We start from the raw sequence: 18,786 nt of genomic DNA, 5'->3' as shown, positions 1-18,786 counted from the left end.
TCCGAAGTAGACTCTAAATTAAATAGATATTTCTATACTGTTGATGAACAGGGAAGCACGGTATTAATTACTGATAAGAATCAGAATGTTAGAAATGAATATTATTATGATGCTTTTGGTAATGTCCTTGAAAGTAAAGAACAAGTCCATAATAGGATAACTTATACTGGTCAGCAATTTGATGGTGTTACAGGACAGTATTATTTGAGAGCTAGGTATTATAATCCTGTTATTGGTAGGTTTACTCAAGAGGATATTTATAGAGGTGATGGGTTAAATCTTTATGCTTATTGTGGGAATAATCCCGTTGGGTATTATGATCCGAGTGGGTATCAAAGAAAATGCCCTGAGTCAAAAGAGCAACAATCCGCAAATTCAGTAAGAGGCAAAGCAGTTTACGGACCATATTATGATGAGGCCAAAAAAATTACATGTCGAAAATCCAAAATGGTTTTCAGACCCAGAAAAGTCAACTATAGTACAAGGACATGAATTGGATGTAGCTAGAAAAGAGTATAATACATTAGTTTCAGAAGGAAATTTGAGTAAAGGGCATCACAATCAAGGTCTTGCATTTGGTGGGCAAAATATAGAGGAAAATATTATTTATACTGGTGAATCGACAATAAGAAAGAGTGATTTAAAAGGTCTGGATTTAAGTTTTTATTCAAAAAATGGATATGGAAAAAAAGGCGCAAAGGTCTTAAAAATTCATAAAACAGAGAGTGGAATTTATATTTTTGGTAATAATTCAAATCATACAGAAGCAACTAAATTCCAAAATAAAGTATTAAAATGGCAGCGAAAAAATGGTTTGAGAAAAAAGTAATAAAGGAGAAATGAAAATGTATGAAGCAAATGAAATATTATGTAAGGGAATATGGTTTGGAGAAATTCCTGAGAATACAACAAAAAGTGAATTGTGGGAAAAAGCTAATAAAAATGAAAACGAAAGAGAAAAACTTTTATGCATAATTGATTTATTAAAACTTGGTGAATTTTCAGCAAAAGAAATTCTTGTAAAAATGATTAATAACAGTAATGATGAGGCCGTTATAAATTTGGGGATAAGAGTATTTTGTTCTGTATCAAATCATGAAGATATTTCTAAAATTGAAAATTTGAATTTTTTATCATATGCTAGCGAAGATGCTATTAATACATTTGCAGTATGGGCAGAACATGCATTATCTTATGAAGTAGTTCCGTATTTACTTGCTTTGTTAGAAGAATGGGAGGATACTAGTGTTGAAAGTACTATTAGGGATTCACTTAAACATATTTTAAATTATGAGGGGTTACTTTCCGAAGATTCTTCTGTGGATGAAATAGGAGAGGTTTATATTAGTGAGCAAGAAAAGTTAGATGGAGAGCAATATTATTATAATAGCAAGCCGATATTCCCAGGAGATTTTACTAAAATTTTATTAGATGGAAGCGCTATTTCTATGAGTAGTGGAAATGAATTAAAAATGGTCACAATACCAACATTACTATCAATTTGGAGTGGGATTAAGTGCCCAGTAGAATATTACACAATAGTTAATGATGAATTAATGAATCAAGTATTTAATTATGTAAAAAAGCTTTCTCAAATGAGTTGGGAAGAAGGATGCAAATATTTTTATGGATATAAAATTTAATATATAAATTTAATGAAAAAACAGTAGATATTTTTGACTATGCAAAAATATTTACTGTTTTTTATAAGAAAATAATAAATCATTAATACAACACTAAAATGTGTATATAGGGGTTGCTCAGCAATTCCGTTAGTATTGAAAATAACTTTGAGTTAGATGAATACATGGAATATGTACAAATATAAATGAGTATAAAAAAATTTTTAGGCTGGTAAATGATATTAGGATAGAATCAATAGGTATAAATATTGAATAAAGCATTAGGATGAGTTGTAAGGGAAAACAAGATAGCTTAAGAATATTCACAAAAACTAATTAACTGGGCTGATGAGCACTTTGGTGTTATTAAAGATGGAAAATTAATTAAAGGATCGGCTGGATTACCAGAAGACTTTCATAATAATGTTAAAAAAGAAGTCACTAAAAAGTGTAAAGTTTAAAAGTAATCAAACAAAATTAAAATTAATTGTAGAGGTGAAATAATGAGTAAAGAAGAAATGTTATTTATAAAAAAATGTTTTAAAGTGTTGTCTGAAAATCATCCGGAAAAATTTGAAGTTATAAAAGCAATTGATGGGGAAAATATTATTCCAAAAGATATGAAAGCTGAAAATGATATATCAAGATGGAAATTAGTGGAATCTAATATAGAGGAGGACGATATTCTTAGATTAGAAGAAAAATTTAATATAAAATTGTCGTCTATATATAAAACATTTATATGTTCATACTATCATTTATTTGAAAAATTAGAAGGCGTTTTTGATGATTTTCATCAAGAAAATGATAAAAAAGTAATTATGTATATTGTGCAACAGCCATCAAATTCACCGTTGTCAAAAATAGAAGGACTTCTTGAAGGTTATGAGGACTTAATAGATTTTGGATATATACCTATTGGAGATTTTAATGGATGGGGACCACTTTGTTTTGATGTATTTAATAATTACAAACTTGTATGGCTTGATCATGAAGAGTATTATGATTGCGAAAGCAGAGAAGAATTAGAAGATTTAGGAGAAATAATTTTTGATACATTTGAAAAATTTATGGAATGTTTTTTCTGTGGAAAGAAACACGATTGCGGAGTATAATTTTGAATTTATAATTATCTAAAGAGGAAATAAAATTCTGTAAGTATTCAAATAGATGCGTAGCAATAAAGGAATTTAATGATAAAATCAACCAAGTAGAAAGTTACAATAGCTTTTTACTGGGTTAGATTTTGTTGGTAATATTTAGTGAATTATATTTACGTATCTGTATTAAAATCTGCTAGGATATTGTTGGAGTAAAATGACAATGGTTAAGTAAAGTTATATTACATAAAGACAATGTTTTGGTTGAGGCCGATAAGGACTTCAATGTAATTTCCAGATTTGCCAGAGGGTATGAGGTTGTTGCTGCTTATATTGCAGATTCCGAAGCAGAATCTAAATTAAATAGATATTATTATTATACTGTTGATGAACAACAACTATATAAAAGGCCTAACATTGACATAATCCAATTAATTCTATAAAATTATATATATTACAGTAAAGTTAGGATGTGGATTTTTGAAATGGTTATTTCTAAATATCTAAAAGAACAATTAGTAAAAAGCAGTGAAATAAATGAGGCACAATCTAGAAGGACTCTCATAAGTGTTGTAATATTGGCTATACTAGCGGTTGGGGGTTACATAGTAATTTCATCAGCTGATCCACAAGCAGCATCTACTGCAGTAATTTTTTCGGGGATTTTTGGGGTTATTTGTCTTGTATTTTTTGTTAAATATTTAAGACTTCGTAAGCCAATAGGTGATAATGTGTATCAAAGATGTGAGCAGGAAATAAAGAAAAACTTGAAGGACGAAGAATCTTTCGAAACCTTTGATGACGATATGTTTAAGCCAGCTTTTGGTGTACATGCCTATATATCTGGGACAGTTACTGTAGGAAAGAAATTCATACTTTTTCATAGAATGAATGCTAACGGTCCAAAATTTCAAATAATTAGAGGAGATGCTCTTGGAGAGATTAAAGTGTACTATTCATCTAATGCTGGAATGTCTCAAGATATAGGATTAGATCTTAAAGATAAGAAAGGAAAGCTAATAAGATCAGTGATCTTTCAAGATAAAAAGTCCTTATACAAACTTGTAGATGCTCTAGAAAAAATAAAAAATTATAATAACGGAGATACTTCTGCTGTAATTGAGGCTGAAGAAAGTTATGAGGATCCTTTTGTTGCTGAAGCTAAAGAAAAAATTGCAGCTACTGACAGAAGCTCTATAACTAAGTTGGCAATTGTTGGTTTAGTGGTAGGCGCTTTTCTTTCCGTATCAGGAGGCGGAAGTGGAATAGTATTTATCTATAGCGGTATTATTTTGATTACTATATCACTAGTTGGCTTAATTTACAATAATGTTCGTAAAAAAATTAGCTAGTATATATATTTGGATTAATAATCATTAACATTATGGCAAAATTCCTTATTTGGACTTATTATTCCACAACTTTAGCAATGCAGAAAAGTGAAAAAGTTGATAAAGGAAGAAGGTTTATATTGGATTTCTGAAGATGAACCCTTTCCCTCTTAATTTCACAAAACTCACAGTCCCCGTTAGGGGATTTTTTTATTATATTGAGTAATTACAGCCAGATATGAAAAAATTGAAGAAATTAATTCAATGTATTATAATAAAAGGTATATTTGGTTAATAAAGGAGAAAAGGTGAGCTTATTCTTAATGACTTCAGTTCTCCTTAATTTCTATATATTTGTTCGAGTTTGGAAGAATATTAAGAAGTAATTAAATTATAATTTTTGATGGAAGTGGGAGGAGAGTTATGGCGATTATAGGAATAGATTTAGGGACTACAAATAGTTTGGCGGCAATCTGGAAAGACGGGCAAGCAGAGATTATACCTAATGTCCTAAAGAATAATTTAACACCATCTGTAGTTAGTGTTGATGAAAATGGTGAGATTTTAATAGGAGAAGTTGCAAAAGAAAGACTTATTACTCATCCAGAATGTACAGTTGCTAATTTTAAGAGATTTATGGGGACAGAGAAAAAATTTAATATTGGTCATTATATATTTACACCTGAAGAGCTATCTTCTTTTATCCTAAAAAGATTAAAAGAGGATGCAGAAAGCTATTTAGGAGAAGAGATTGTAGAAGCAATCATAAGTGTTCCAGCATATTTTAATGATGCACAGCGTAAAGCAACAAAAAAAGCTGGTGAGCTTGCAGGACTTAAGGTTGAAAGATTAATAAGTGAGCCAACAGCAGCGGCTGTAGCCTATGGTCTTCATCAGGAAAAAGATGAAACTCAATTTTTAGTATTTGACTTAGGAGGAGGAACCTTTGATATTTCAATACTTGAATTATTTGAAGGGGTTATGGAGGTTAAGTCTATAGCTGGAGATAATTTTTTAGGCGGAGAAGATTTTAATAAAGTCCTTGTTGAGTATTTTATAGAAAAGAATGACTTAGATTTAAATAAGCTAAGTAAGAAAGAAGTATAATCTTTATTTAAGCAAGCTGAATTATGTAAAAAGGCATTGTCAAGCAATGAAAATGCAGCCATGACATTAATGACAAATGAAAAAAACTATGAAGTGCAATTAGATAGAACTAAGTTTGAAAAATTATGTACAGAATTAATATTAAGACTAAGGCATCCAGTGGAAAGAGCATTAAGGGATGCAGATATATCACCATCAGAAATAGAAGCGGTAATTTTAATTGGTGGAAGTACAAGAATGCCATTAGTAAGAAATGTTGTTAGTAAAATGTTTAATAAGTTACCTTTTTCAAATATAAATCCAGATGAGACAGTAGCACTTGGAGCTGCAATCCAGGCAGCTTTAAAAGAAAAAAATTCAGAGTTAAAAGAATTAGTGTTAACTGATGTATGCCCATATACTCTTGGAGTAGCAATTGCTCAGCGTATGGATGGTGAAAAATATGAGTCAGGATATTATTTGCCTATAATTGAAAGAAATTCACCAGTTCCAATAAGCATAGTTAAGGAACTAGTGCCAATAGCGGATAATCAAACCAGAATGACTATTAAGATATACCAAGGAGAAAGCAGGAAAGTAGAAAATAATATAGCTCTTGGAGAATTCAAAATAGCAATTCCAAGAGATAAAGCTGGAAAGCAAGTTGTTGATGTAAGATATACTTATGATATAAATGGACTGCTAGAAGTGGAAGCTACTGTAAAGAGCACAGGAGTTAAGGAAACTTTAATAATTGAAAAGGCACCAGGTTCCATGACAGAAGAAGAAATAAAAGCTCGTATGGAAACTCTTAAGGATATAAAAATTCATCCAAGGGATAGAACAGAAAATAGATTGCTGCTTGCAAGAGGTGAAAGATTATATGAAGAAGCTCTAGGTGAAAAGCGTGATTATATTGCAAAACTATTAGCTGAGTTTGAAAGAATATTATCAACCCAAAATTCAAGGCTAATTGAAGAGAACGTGAAAATATTTAATCAGAAATTAAATGAATTGGAGATTTACTATTAATTATGAATTGGTGGGATGTATTAGAGATATCTTATGATAGTGATATTAAAGCAATAAAAAAAGCCTATGCTAAATTGCTAAAAGTTCATAATCCTGAAGATGATGCAGAAGGATATCAAAATCTTAGACAAGCCTATGATAAAGCTATTAAGCATGTTAAGAAAAATAAAAATAGTCAACAGAATAATAATAATGAAAGAAAAAAAGAGCCCTTAAAATTAGATTATGAAGGTAATACAGGTGAAAATGAAAATAAGAAAATCATATCCGAGGTTAATTTATATATTGATAAAATTAATCAGGCTAGCAAAGAATTAGAAAATGAACATAAAAAAACTACAGTTAAGGTTAACGCATATCTTAACAAAATTAATCAAGTTAACAAAGAAATAGGGAATGAGAAAGTAAAAATACCTAACAAGATAAATTTTGAGAATAATCATATAAATTATGATAAATCAGCTGCAAATAATAATTTAAAAGAAAATATACATGAATTCCTAAATAGGTTAGATACAATTTATAATGATATCTCTTTAAGAATAAATCTTAGGATGTGGGAAGAATTACTAAACAGTGATTTACTTTGGGATTTAAATTCATTTAAAATTATAAAGGACGAAGTATTTAAATTTTTATTGGATCATAAGTACTTACCTTCAGAGGTATTGATACTATTAAGCAATAATTTTGATTGGATCCAAAATGAGAAAACACTATATGGTAAGTACCCACCAGAGAAAGTTGATGAATTTTTTAGCAATCTTAAAAGTCCAAGTGAGCTAGAATATGATTATTTAGGTACATTAGACTCTAAGGATGCTGATAAATATTTGGAACTTAGGGAAAAGGCGTATAAGATGATGCAAAAAAAAGATTATTTAGAAGCTAAAAAACACTTATTCCATGCGTACCATTTATTTGAGAATGATGCAGAATTATTAAGATTAATTGGAAAGTTATATTATGACACTAATGATTTTGATAATGCATTGAAATTTTCAAGATTAGCTTTTAAATTAAATAATATTGATTTAGACAGTGCATTACAGCTTGGGCATATTTTAACAATGAGAAAATGCTTTGTTGAAGCAATACCATATCTTGAATTGTACTTATCATTAAATAATGAGGACTTAATAGGACTAACCAATATAGGATACTGCTACTATTATAGTAATAATTTTTTAAAAGCAAGAGAAATTTTTAATAAACTATTAAGTATTGACAATGATAATGAAAAAATAGAAAAATATCTTAGAAACGTAGAATTAAAATTAAAAGGAAAGTATGCAAGAAAAATAAGATTTGAGCCTTATACACCAAAGAATAAAGAAGAAAGAAAATGGGATCCTAATTATTTTAGAATTTATCCTATTATAGCTATTGTGATTATTATATTACATTATATATATGGAAATAGTACAGCAAGCTATCATACAGATGATACTTATGAGATTAACCATATGGTCGATTTAAAAGATGATAAAACCTTTAAGGTAATAAAAACTAATAGCGATTTAAGAGAGATAAAAGAAAACATGAATGTTAAGCTATATATTAGAAATGTTAAACCTATTAATTATTTTAAACTGGCTAATACAGATGAGGATAAAGGGATATTATCAAAGGAAAGAATTGATGCAAAAAATTTAAATGATAAAATTGAAAGTCAATTATATCTAGGAATCTTTAATAATATAGTAATTATATTCGCAGATAATAATTTTAAGAAAGAGAATTTAGATGAAAATGGAGGATATATTTTAAAAGGGACTGTTTGCCATATGGATGAATATACACGTTATAATATTCAAAGTGAATATAATAACACATATAATCAACAAAATTTATATTGGCAGGGAATAAATGAATATATAGATTGCGTTAATAAATAGAACTTTATTTTAGGAGAAGGATATTATAATGCAAAGTGATAATCCTAATGGTAAGTTTAGGCATGTTAAATGGTTTTATTTAAACTTCAATCAAATTAAATGAAAAAATATAATGCGTTGATTAATAGAGTTAAAGCTCTAAAATCAACGCATTATATTTTTATATTGAGAAATTATAGATTGTGGAGTGATCTAAAAAAAATTTTAAAATTTCCTGTAATTTTATTAAGTAAACCATATAACTTAAATAGATAATATAAAAAAATGAAATTATAAGGAGATTGATCAAGATGAGAGAAAGAAGAAATATAAAATTAAGAGTAGATATGTATGAAGATACAAAATTTAAAATAATAGATATGAAGCCTGAAAGAGACCTTATTCATTACATATGGACAAGACTTTTGGCATTAGCTGGGAAGGTTAATTTAGCAGGAGATTTGTATATGTCTAAAACCATTCCTTATACAATAGAGACTTTGGCAATAGAATTTAATAGAAGTATTGAACAAGTAAAATTAGCTATGGATGTTTTTATGGAATTAGAAATGATTGGGATTAATGAAGATAATGTTTATAGAGTGAAAAATTTTGCTAAACATCAGAACATTATGGTTAAAGAAAATGCTAAATCTGAGGAGACGGACTCTAATATTAAGAATGAAGAAGTTAATGTAGCTGCAGCAGATGTCAAAAATGAAATTGATATAGAATCTAATAAAGAAGCAGGTAAAATTGAAACGGAAAATATCAGAAATGATGCCAGTAGAAATTTAAATATTCATAATAAAGATGTTACTAATATTGATAAAAATATTAGTGATAACAAACAAATAACTAATTTACGAGACAATATTCCGATACCTATACCTTTGGAAAAGAAGAAAAGCAAAAAGGCAAATAAAAATAGGAAAACAGATATGCACATTAAAGTAACTGATGAAGAACCAGAAGATAATTCTCTTATACATTTTTATGATTCTGAAGAAGGGAAGCCATTGGAGGAAGGGGAAAGTGTGGTTTCAGAGTGGGCTTTTTAATCTGTCAGTTTTAAAGTTATATACAGATACAAATGTATTTTGGCAGCCAAATATTGATGTGTGAATATGGCTTGATATTAACAGGTGGATGAAGAAGCTTATTATGCAGTAAGATTCTTCATCTATATGGAAATTATAATATTTACTTAAGCAAGACTTTTTTTAATCCTAATGCAGCATATTATGATTCCAATAATTACAATTAATGTAGCTAGGAGTCCACCTTCTGGTCCAAATTGACCCCCTGTTAACAGGTTGTCCCCAATAACTTTAATTTTAAAAATTGCAGAACCTCTTGGGGAAAATCCACTCACGCTAAATGCGTATATATTGCCTAGTGCTAAATTCCAACCAAAATGACAACCCCAGACACCTAAAAGGGAGTCTTCGCTTATAGCATATAGAGCAAAAAAAATTCCAGATAAAATTAAATTTGCAAATGATAGTATCGTTGCTGTTGGCACAAAAAGATGTAAAACCCCAAAGGTAATAGACGTTACTAAAATAGATATTAGAGGATTATACTTTGCTCCTAAAAGCGGTATTAACCACCCTCTTATGCCTATCTCTTCTGAAGCGCTTTGAACAAGCCATCCTGCAACTATTACTATTATTCCAATATATGAGCTTATACTCATATTAATGTTTTGCACAATTTCAATTTGTATTGCCCCTGCAAGGAACAAGATAAAAGTTATTATTGTAATAGAGATAATTCCTATAAAGAAGCCTATAATAAACTTGTATAACCTGCTATTTCCTCTAAAGCCCACAGTGGAAAATTTCCTTCTTTCTATAAATCTTACCCACAGAAAAAATATGAAAATTTGAAAGCCACATGTTATAATGCTGCGAAGTGATAGTCCCAAAGTTTGATTAGTTACATCTTTTAGTAGGTATGTTGATATAAGTCTGCCTAAACCAAAACTTCCTCCCCACAATATAGCAAAAACAAGTAATATTAAAAATCCATTAGGCAAAAATTCACTGTGCTCTAGATCTTTAAACATTTTCTTTTCTTTTAATCTATTAATATTATTAAACAAAATAATTCTCCTTTAATTGGAATTTAGGTGTTTTAACCTATAATCACTAGGATAAACGCCTACATTTGATTTGAATACGCGGCTAAAGTAAAAGGCATCCTTATATCCAACTAACTCTCCAACCTTTTTTATTTCCATGTCTGGCTGATTGATTAGAAGCTGTTTTGATTCATTAATTCGAAGTTTTGTAATATATTTTAGTGGAGTTTCGCCTGTATATTTTTTAAATATTTTACTTAGATATTCATTTGTAAATCCAAATTTATCGGCAATTGTGTTTAATGATGTTATAGAAGCATAATTATTAAGCAGATAATTTTCTAGAAGCTGGCTTAGATTTTCTGGTTTTAAGTTATGTGGATCAATGGAAAAAGAAGATACTTCTTTATTTTCTGAATCTAGAAGAACAAGAATGTTTTGTAGTGCTGAATTAAGTTCATCTAGCTTAATTGGCTTTAAAAGAAAATCTTTTACTCCATATTTTAGTGCTGTTTGAGCATATTTAAAGTCATTATATCCGCTTAATATCATTGTTTTAATATGGGGATGGTTTAAGTGAATATATTTAATAAGTTCTAAACCATCAGATTGAGGCATTTTTATATCAGTTATTACTAGGGATGGATATAATTGCTCTATAAGCTTGATAGCATTTTCACCGTTACTAGCCTCACCAACTAATTCAAGAGGAACAGATAAAGAATTGATTTTCTTTATTAAATTTTGCCTAATTAAATGCTCATCCTCTACCACAAGATATTTATAATTGTGTATAGTTTCCATAAAAATCCTCCTTATTATAATAAATTGGGCCACCAATTGTAAAGATAGTTTTATTGCTTTTAGAATTATTGATTTCAAAAATAGCATTTTCATTATATAAAAGTTTAAGTCTTAAATAAACATTTTTAGTACCCATGCCGCCTATTTTTAGATTTTTTAGCTCCTTGTCTTTATTTAGATTATGAAATGTTGATAATAGCTCCTCCTTTTTCTCATCACTAAGACATCCGCCATTATCTTCAATATGAATTAACCATTTATCATCTTCTATGCTGGAAGTAATATTTAAATACCATGGAGGTGATGAACATAATCCATGTTTAAATGCATTTTCCACAATAGGCTGAACTATTAATTTAGGAATTAATATATTTTCTGTATCCTTGTGAATATCAGAATGATAAATTAAATCGTCACCATATCTCATTTTCATACAATCAATATATTTTTCTGTATAAAAAATTTCTTCAGATAAAGGAACTGCAGTTTCATCACTGGCAGTAATATAACGAAAATAATCACACAATGAATGGCACATCTTTATAATATCTTCATTCATCTCTTCCTCTGCCATAATACTTATGTTTGTTAAATTATTATATAAAAAATGCGGATTAACAAGAGATTGAGTCGCCTGAAGTTTAGCTCTAGTTTCTTCGGATCTTAATAATAAAATTTCGTGGGAAGAATCCCTCAGTTTATCATACATTTCCATAAAAGATTTATATAGCTCTGTAATTTCACTTATATTACTGTCAACAGGGTCTAATATAAGTTCTTTTTCGCTTAATACTCTGCTTATAGTTACCTTTTTTGTTGCCTTTGTTAATCTGCTTAAGGGATATGTTAAACGAGTTGATATAACAAAACATAGTAACAAAGTAAAGAAAATTGAAAGAATTATTATAATAATAAAACCTTGCTCAAATGCATATAGTGACCTAAATACAATGTCCTTAGGTTCGCTGGTAATGACTGTCCAGCCATATGGCTCAATTTTTTGGTAGGTAATAAGAACGTTTTCGTTATTTCCTAAATTAGCTAATGCTCCTACAGATGGAGCTAGGTTATTACTTTTAATAACGTCAATATAGTTTATATCAGTAGTTAAATCTGAATTATTTGGATAAACTAATTCGTTTTTTTCATTGTAAACATAAAATGAAGTTGAAGGATTTCTACTCTTTAATTCTGAAATTAAAGAAAATACAACCTTATAATCCTGCAACACCTCAACAATACCTTCTGGTTCATTAGTGCTGTTAAAAAATAAACGAGTTAGTGATAAATATTCATCTTTGGAATTATAATAATTTTTTTTAATATCATTTGTGAGTTTTGCAGTAGTTGAAATATTTTTTCCACCATTCTTATTAATAGTTTCATCATACCAAGGAATGGAGCTTAAATTGACATTTGTAACTCCTTGAAAAGAACCGGAGCCTATGGATATTCCGTTAAGGGTGTAAAGGTTGACTTGAGATGCAGATTGATAGGGGCCAATAATAGCTGTGATAATATCATAGATGGATAAAACGTTTTCTCGAGATACAGAAAAATTATCAAGTTCAATTTTATTAGTATTATTTTTTGCAAAGCTTGTAAAGTTTTTCTTTATAGCATTAGAGTATACAATATTCATTGATATAGTTGACATATTATTAAGCTCTGTAGAGACAGAATTTTGAACAGAGGTACAAAGCGTTTCTGACTTTGTTTTTGCATCTTTATAAATATCTTTACTGTAAAAAGAATAGAAAGATATGAAAAATAAAGACAATAGCGCAATTACTAAAAGTCCATAAATAAAGAACAAATATACCTTTTGAGAATAGTTAAATCGCATATTCATTATAAGCCCTCCTTTTCAAAAGTATTATATACTAATGTTCAAAAAAGTGCAAAAGGAAGTTTTGTTTTGTCTATGTCTAATAAATTGAGTAAATGTTATCATAAGAATGTACTCAATGTAAAGCATATCATCAAGCATATGCGATATTGCAAGTATTAAAAAGATGGAGGGATACATTTATGAGAAAACGTTTAGTAAAAGTATTAAGTGCTCTTTGTATTACTGTTATGGCAGGTGGAGTACTTGCAGGATGCGGGGGAAAATCTAATGATACTGCAACTGATTCAAAATCTTCAGGGGGTGGTGAAAAAGTTACATTAACATTTGGTTCACATCAATCAGGACTTCCTACGTCTGGTGTTGTACAAGATTTAGCAAAGGAATTTGAAAAGGAAACAGGCATTAAAATTGATTTTCAAATTTCACCAGATGCACAATGGCGTGACTTATTAAAAGTTAAATTAGACTCAGGTGAAGCGCCAGATATTTTCTGTGCAGATGCTGACCCATTAAACCTAGTAACAAGAGTTAATCCAGAAAAATATGTTTTGGATGTATCAAATGAAGAATGGGTAAAGAGAATGGACCCAAATGTTCTTCCTTCAATTTCTTATAACGGAAAGGTTTATGGAATTACTTTCCCAGGTAAGAAGATGTATTTCTACGTATACAATAAAGAAATATTTGATAAATTAGGATTGAAAATTCCAACTAATTATGCAGAATTTAAAAATGTATGTCAAAAGATAAAAGATTCAGGGGTTACACCAATATATGAAGGCACTCAAAATGGATGGCATCAAGTTCTTCCTTTATTTGAAACAGGGGCTATGTATCAACAAAAGCATCCAGACTTATATAATAAACTTAATAAAAATGAAGTTGATTTAGATTCTGTACCTGAATTACAAACTATTATTAGTGAGTTAAAAGAATGTGCAGATTTAGGATTCTATGGAGACAATTATTTAAGCAATACAGTTGAAAACGCAAAAGAAGCAATGGCAAATGGAAAAGCAGCAATGTTTATAGCAGAATCAGCTTGGAGAAATGAAGTAAAAGCAGACTTCCCAGATTTCGATGTTAATAAATTAGGTATTTTTGTAATGCCTTGGGGAGATAATCAAGCAATCGGTGTAAATCCAGCAAGTAATGCATATTTCATAAACAAAAACGGAAAACATGTTGAAGAAGCAAAGAAATTCTTTGATTTCTTAGCAAAACCTGAAAATTTACAAAAACGTTTAGATGGACAGCCAGGATTATCTGAATTATGCTGGCCAGAAATCAAATCAAAATATTCAAAAGAAGATCAAGCATATATTGATTCATTACAAAAAGGAATGGTTATGCAGGCTGGTGTTAAATACATTGACAGCCAATGGATGGATGTTGGTAAGGATTTAGAAGCTATGTATACTGGATCATCTACTCCACAACAAGTTTTACAAACAATTATGAATAGAAGAAAAGAACAAGCTCAGCTACAAAAAGATCCTGATTGGAATAAATAATCACAGTAATTAATTATAGTAAATAAAAATAAGGTTTCTCCATTTTAGAAGCCTTATTTTTCTAAAATGGAGGGGTTTAAATGGACAGGAAAAAATTATATCCGTGGTATTTTACAAGCGGTGCACTTATAATATTCTTCTTACTTTGCTTTTTACCAGGAATTATTGGTATATTATACTCTTTTACTGATTGGAATAACTTCACTGATAAAATTAATTTTGTAGGATTAAAAAACTATGCAGAAGTATTGAAAGGGAAACCAGAATATCGTGCGTATTTATGGAATACAGTATTATTTACAACAGTAACAACAATAATGAAAACAGTAGTAGGATTAGCTTTAGCATTATTACTAACTCAAAAAGTTATTAAATTAAAAAACTTTCACAGAATGGTTATTTTTTCTCCACAAGTAATGTCCTATTTAGTAGTTGGACTAGTATTTAAAAGTATGTTACATCCTGATACAGGTTTTGTAAATAACTTTCTTAAGTCTGTAGGGTTAAATTTCTTAGCTATGAATTGGTTAACCGATTTAAAAATTGTTTTTGCAACCGTTATGTCAGTAGACACATGGAAGGGTATGGGATATATAATGGTTGTTATTATTGCAGGATTAATGTCTATTTCTCCTGATTACTATGAAGCTGCAAATATTGATGGTGCTAATTTTTGGCAAAAGTTTCGCTTAATAACCTTGCCATTATTAAAGCCAATTATTATAAATGTAACAATTCTAAACGTAACATATGGATTTAGAGTATTTGATATGATCTATTCATTAACAAATGGTGGCCCAGGTAATGCAACAGGAGTAATTAACACAGCGGTTTATAAGGAGTTCTCTAAAGGAAATTATGCAATGGGTACAACATTATCAAGTATATTATTCTTTGCATTAATGTTACTAGTATATTTTATTATAAAATCTATGGAAAATAAGGAGGTAGATATGTAATGGGTACTTTAAAGAAATCAGTTGGAAGCATAGCAGCAAATGTTATATCAATTTTTATAAGCTTACTGGTACTAATACCAATGGTGGTTTTACTTCTTAATTCCTTCAAAACACAAGGTGAATCCAATAAGATGTCTCTTTCACTGCCTAAAGAATGGATATTTGCAAACTATAAAACAGTAATTGAACAAGGAAAACTAGTATCATCATTCTTTAATAGTCTTTTATATGCTACCTGCAGTGTTTTAATTATTGTAATTGTAGTAGCAGCGGCAGCCTTTGTTATTGCTAGAAATCGTAAAGGCATAAATAATCTGATTTACTATTTTATTCTTTCTGGTATTGCTATACCAATTAACAATGTTGCACTAATGAAGGTTTTGCAGGCATTAAATCTTGTAAATACAAGAATAGGTATTATTCTTGTTTATGCAGCAATTAATATTCCTCTTAGTTTGTTTTTATCCTATGGATTTATTTCAACAATTCCCCGGGAAATAGATGAAGCAGCAGTTATAGATGGATGCGGACCAGTTAGATTATTTGTAAAAATAATTCTACCATTATTAAAGCCAATTATTTCAACTCTGTTTGTTTTAAATTTTATGGCTGTATGGAATGACTTTACAATGCCTCTTTACTACCTAAATAATTCAACAAAGTGGCCAATGACTTTAGCAGTTTATAATTTCTTTGGAGCATTTGAAAATTCATGGAACTTAGTTAGTGCTGATATTATTTTAACATTACTTCCTGTTTTAATAATATTTATATTAGGACAAAAGTATATTGTTGGAGGAGTAGCAGCCGGATCAGTAAAAGGCTAATTAACTCAGTTAAAAGTTAAAAGTTAAAAGTTAAAAGTTAAAAGTTAAAAAATTTCAGTTGAGAGTTGAGAATTAAAGGTTAAGAGTTGAGGATGAAATCCCTGGAGGGATTTCCAAAATATATAATATAAGAAAAGCCTGTAGGCTTTTCTACCTAAACTGTGAACTCATAACTCTTAACTCATAACTGAGTTAAAGGGAGTGTTAATATGAAATTTAGTAACGGTTGTTGGTTAGACAAACCAGGATATCAAATATATAGCCCTAAAGAAGTTTATAATTATAAAATTGAGGGAGATATTTTAACGATATATGCACCTTGCAATAAAATAAACCAAAGAGGAGACACATTAAAAGGGCCAGTAATAACATATAAAATATCTTCAACTATGGAAAATGTAATAAGGGTTCGAGCATATCATTTTATGGGTCAACAAAAGAAATCCCCAAGCTTTGAAATCTTTGAAGGTGAAAATACCGATGTTGTAATTGAGGATAATGAGAAAGAGATTGTATTTAAATCTGGAAATGTTAAAGCTGTTATAAATAAAAAAGTATTTGAAATAAACTTCTATAAAGGTGATAAGAAATTAACTTCCAGTATGCCAAGAGGGTTAGCATATGTTAATACTACTGAAGAAAGAGTCTTTATGAAAGTTCCAGAAGAAGGTGTTTTCATGAGAGAACAACTACAATTATCTGTAGGTGAATTGGTTTATGGTCTTGGAGAGAGGTTTACACCTTTAGTTAAGAATGGACAAAGCATAGATATATGGAATGAAGATGGAGGAACTAGTACAGAACAGTCATATAAAAATATACCATTCTATATTACTAATAAAGGCTATGGAGTATTTGTAAATCATCCAGAGAAGGTATCATTTGAAGTTGGCTCAGAAAAAGTAGCTAAAGTTCAATTCAGTGTTCATGGAGAATGTTTAGATTACTTTATAATTGGCGGGGAATCAATGAAAGAAGTTGTTGAAAATTATACAACCTTAACAGGTAAACCAGCACTTCCACCAGCATGGTCATTTGGATTATGGCTTACAACTTCTTTTACTACAAATTATGATGAAGAAACAGTAAATAGTTTTGTTGATGGCATGGCAGATAGAGATTTACCACTTAGGGTATTCCATTTTGACTGCTTTTGGATGAGAGATTTTAATTGGTGTAACTTTGAATGGGATAGCAGAGTGTTTCCAGATCCAAAAGGCATGCTTACAAGATTAAAGAAAAAAGGATTAAAAATTTGTGTTTGGATAAATCCATATATAGCTCAAGAATCAAAGTTATTTGATGAAGGCATGGAAAATGGCTACTTAATAAAGAAGCCTAATGGTGATGTGTGGCAGTGGGATCTATGGCAGCCTGCAATGGGAATTGTAGATTTTACAAATCCAGCTGCATGCAAATGGTATTCAAGTAAACTTAAAGAATTAATTGACATGGGAGTAGATTGCTTCAAGACTGATTTTGGTGAACGTATACCAACAGAGGTTGCTTATTTTGATGGATCAGATCCATATAAGATGCATAATTATTATACTCAAATTTATAACAAGGTAGTATTTGAGACTCTTAAAGAAAATTTAGGAGAAAATGAGGCCGCAGTATTTGCAAGATCAGCTACTGTTGGTGGACAACAATTCCCAGTGCACTGGGGAGGAGACTGCGAAGCGAACTATGAATCAATGGCAGAAAGTTTAAGAGGTGGCTTGTCACTCTGTATGTCTGGTTTTGGATTCTGGAGCCATGATATTGGAGGCTTTGAGAGCACTGCAACTGCTGATGTATATAAGAGATGGGTAGCTTTTGGATTATTATCTTCCCACAGCAGATTACATGGAAGCAGTTCATATAGAGTGCCATGGCTTTATGATGAAGAAGCTTGCGATGTAGTGAGATTCTTCACTAAGCTTAAATGCAGTATAATGCCTTACTTATATTATGTAGCAAATAATGCATCAAAAAAAGGTATCCCAGCTATGAGAGCTATGGTATTAGAATTCCAGGAGGATTTGGCTTGTAACTATTTAGATAAACAATATATGCTTGGAGATTCCATTTTAGTTGCACCTATCTTTAATGAAGAAGGAGAAGCTAATTATTATTTACCAGAAGGAACTTGGACTAACTTCATAAACGGAAAGAAATATGAAGGCGGAAGATGGATTAAGGAAACACATGATTATTTAAGCGTACCTATGATGGTAAAAGAAAATAGCTTAATAGCTGTTGGACATGAAAATTCAAAACCGGACTATAACTACAGAAAAGATGTATCAGTTTTAGCATTTGAGTTAAAAGAAAATAAAAAGGCAAAGACCACTATTTTAGATATAAATGGGGAAACTGTCCTTGAAGTAAAAGCTGTAAGAACTGAAAAAGAGATCATTGTTCATTCAACAGGAACAGATGGAAATTGGACTTTCATATTAAAAAATACATCAAATATTGAAAAAGCTGATGGTGGAGAACTAATAATAGAAGGTAACGACAGCAAAATTTTATTAAACTCTGGTAATAGCAAATTTATATGCTATTTAAAGTAATCAATCTAGTTAAACCTTCAGCTATATTTATTCTAAAACATTAATTTTCCAGTAGTTATAATATAAGAATACCCCTCTTGTAAGTATAACAAAAAAGATAATAGCTGAATTTATAAAACAAAAAGGTAAACTATTATT

At 29.8% G+C, this 18,786-nt stretch carries 15 protein-coding genes and 1 pseudogene; 13 read left to right on the top strand and 3 right to left on the bottom strand.

Annotation, left to right across the window (positions count from 1 at the left end; all coding sequences use genetic code 11):
• The 9 genes and pseudogenes from COL3_RS09130 to COL3_RS09090 form a co-directional block, all read left to right on the top strand.
• Positions 1 to 492: RHS repeat-associated core domain-containing protein (locus COL3_RS09130; protein ID WP_180277933.1), on the top strand; the 492-nt coding region annotated here is incomplete at its 5' end.
• Complete coding sequence (locus tag COL3_RS09125) at positions 410 to 829, top strand: hypothetical protein (RefSeq protein ID WP_207655442.1); 420 nt, start codon at positions 410 to 412, stop codon at positions 827 to 829. The genes COL3_RS09130 and COL3_RS09125, both read left to right, overlap by 83 nt.
• A 16-nt stretch (positions 830 to 845) precedes the next feature.
• Entirely contained in the window at positions 846 to 1,643 is a 798-nt protein-coding gene (gene imm47 / locus COL3_RS09120; protein ID WP_008428553.1) for an Imm47 family immunity protein, read from the top strand.
• Positions 1,644 to 2,125: 482 nt separating this feature from the next.
• Positions 2,126 to 2,737, top strand: coding sequence for an SMI1/KNR4 family protein (locus COL3_RS09115; protein WP_008428551.1), 612 nt, complete (start codon positions 2,126 to 2,128; stop codon positions 2,735 to 2,737).
• 245 nt (positions 2,738 to 2,982) lie between these two features.
• Positions 2,983 to 3,165: a hypothetical protein gene (locus COL3_RS28405; protein WP_143327531.1), complete on the top strand. Its 183-nt coding sequence runs from the start codon at positions 2,983 to 2,985 to the stop codon at positions 3,163 to 3,165.
• Between the two features lie 42 nt (positions 3,166 to 3,207).
• Entirely contained in the window at positions 3,208 to 4,074 is an 867-nt protein-coding gene (locus COL3_RS09110; RefSeq protein ID WP_008428549.1) for a hypothetical protein, read from the top strand.
• Between the two features lie 402 nt (positions 4,075 to 4,476).
• Positions 4,477 to 6,171, top strand: a pseudogene (locus COL3_RS09105) (molecular chaperone HscC).
• Between the two features lie 2 nt (positions 6,172 to 6,173).
• On the top strand, positions 6,174 to 8,069 hold the full coding sequence (locus tag COL3_RS09100; RefSeq protein ID WP_008428541.1) for a J domain-containing protein: 1,896 nt from the start codon (positions 6,174 to 6,176) through the stop codon (positions 8,067 to 8,069).
• A gap of 290 nt (positions 8,070 to 8,359) precedes the next feature.
• Positions 8,360 to 9,109: a phage replisome organizer N-terminal domain-containing protein gene (locus COL3_RS09090; protein WP_008428539.1), complete on the top strand. Its 750-nt coding sequence runs from the start codon at positions 8,360 to 8,362 to the stop codon at positions 9,107 to 9,109.
• A 146-nt stretch (positions 9,110 to 9,255) separates the two neighbouring features.
• Here COL3_RS09090 and COL3_RS09085 read toward each other — a convergent pair whose 3' ends face one another.
• The 3 genes from COL3_RS09085 to COL3_RS09075 are packed head-to-tail and all read right to left on the bottom strand — an operon-like array spanning position 9,256 to position 12,790.
• Complete coding sequence (locus tag COL3_RS09085; protein ID WP_008428537.1) at positions 9,256 to 10,155, bottom strand: CPBP family intramembrane glutamic endopeptidase; 900 nt, start codon at positions 10,153 to 10,155, stop codon at positions 9,256 to 9,258.
• A 12-nt stretch (positions 10,156 to 10,167) separates the two neighbouring features.
• Positions 10,168 to 10,938, bottom strand: a complete 771-nt coding sequence (locus COL3_RS09080; RefSeq protein WP_008428535.1) for a response regulator — start codon at positions 10,936 to 10,938, stop codon at positions 10,168 to 10,170.
• Entirely contained in the window at positions 10,916 to 12,790 is a 1,875-nt protein-coding gene (locus tag COL3_RS09075) for a sensor histidine kinase (RefSeq protein WP_008428533.1), read from the bottom strand. Before COL3_RS09075 ends, COL3_RS09080 begins: the two co-directional genes overlap by 23 nt.
• A 179-nt stretch (positions 12,791 to 12,969) precedes the next feature.
• Here COL3_RS09075 and COL3_RS09070 point away from each other — a divergent pair, with 179 nt between their 5' ends.
• From COL3_RS09070 to yicI, 4 genes are all read left to right on the top strand, one after another.
• The gene (locus COL3_RS09070; RefSeq protein ID WP_008428532.1) at positions 12,970 to 14,304 is read left to right on the top strand and encodes an ABC transporter substrate-binding protein; all 1,335 of its coding nucleotides are present in this window, start codon (positions 12,970 to 12,972) and stop codon (positions 14,302 to 14,304) included.
• Between the two features lie 80 nt (positions 14,305 to 14,384).
• Positions 14,385 to 15,263, top strand: a complete 879-nt coding sequence (locus COL3_RS09065; protein WP_008428529.1) for a sugar ABC transporter permease — start codon at positions 14,385 to 14,387, stop codon at positions 15,261 to 15,263.
• The gene (locus COL3_RS09060) at positions 15,263 to 16,090 is read left to right on the top strand and encodes a carbohydrate ABC transporter permease (protein WP_008428527.1); all 828 of its coding nucleotides are present in this window, start codon (positions 15,263 to 15,265) and stop codon (positions 16,088 to 16,090) included. The genes COL3_RS09065 and COL3_RS09060 overlap by 1 nt, the downstream gene beginning before the upstream one ends.
• A gap of 209 nt (positions 16,091 to 16,299) precedes the next feature.
• Entirely contained in the window at positions 16,300 to 18,648 is a 2,349-nt protein-coding gene (gene yicI / locus COL3_RS09055) for an alpha-xylosidase (protein WP_008428525.1), read from the top strand.
• Positions 18,649 to 18,786 lie beyond the last annotated feature (138 nt).

The sequence above is a fragment of the Clostridium sp. LS genome (assembly GCF_002760435.1).
In the GTDB taxonomy this organism is placed as follows: Bacteria; Bacillota; Clostridia; order Clostridiales; family Clostridiaceae; genus Clostridium.
The sequence above is the reverse complement of the archived record's forward strand: the minus strand, read 5'-3'. Positions and strand labels throughout refer to the sequence as shown.

Coding starts and splice junctions, on each gene's coding strand:
- imm47 (WP_008428553.1), top strand. CDS start 846: ATGTATGAAGCAAATGAAATATTATGTAAGGGAATATGGTTTGGAGAA.
- COL3_RS09090 (WP_008428539.1), top strand. CDS start 8,360: ATGAGAGAAAGAAGAAATATAAAATTAAGAGTAGATATGTATGAAGAT.
- COL3_RS09110 (WP_008428549.1), top strand. CDS start 3,208: ATGGTTATTTCTAAATATCTAAAAGAACAATTAGTAAAAAGCAGTGAA.
- yicI (WP_008428525.1), top strand. CDS start 16,300: ATGAAATTTAGTAACGGTTGTTGGTTAGACAAACCAGGATATCAAATA.
- COL3_RS09100 (WP_008428541.1), top strand. CDS start 6,174: ATGAATTGGTGGGATGTATTAGAGATATCTTATGATAGTGATATTAAA.
- COL3_RS09070 (WP_008428532.1), top strand. CDS start 12,970: ATGAGAAAACGTTTAGTAAAAGTATTAAGTGCTCTTTGTATTACTGTT.
- COL3_RS09080 (WP_008428535.1), bottom strand. CDS start 10,938: ATGGAAACTATACACAATTATAAATATCTTGTGGTAGAGGATGAGCAT.
- COL3_RS09115 (WP_008428551.1), top strand. CDS start 2,126: ATGAGTAAAGAAGAAATGTTATTTATAAAAAAATGTTTTAAAGTGTTG.
- COL3_RS09125 (WP_207655442.1), top strand. CDS start 410: ATGATGAGGCCAAAAAAATTACATGTCGAAAATCCAAAATGGTTTTCA.
- COL3_RS09075 (WP_008428533.1), bottom strand. CDS start 12,790: ATGAATATGCGATTTAACTATTCTCAAAAGGTATATTTGTTCTTTATT.
- COL3_RS09065 (WP_008428529.1), top strand. CDS start 14,385: ATGGACAGGAAAAAATTATATCCGTGGTATTTTACAAGCGGTGCACTT.
- COL3_RS09060 (WP_008428527.1), top strand. CDS start 15,263: ATGGGTACTTTAAAGAAATCAGTTGGAAGCATAGCAGCAAATGTTATA.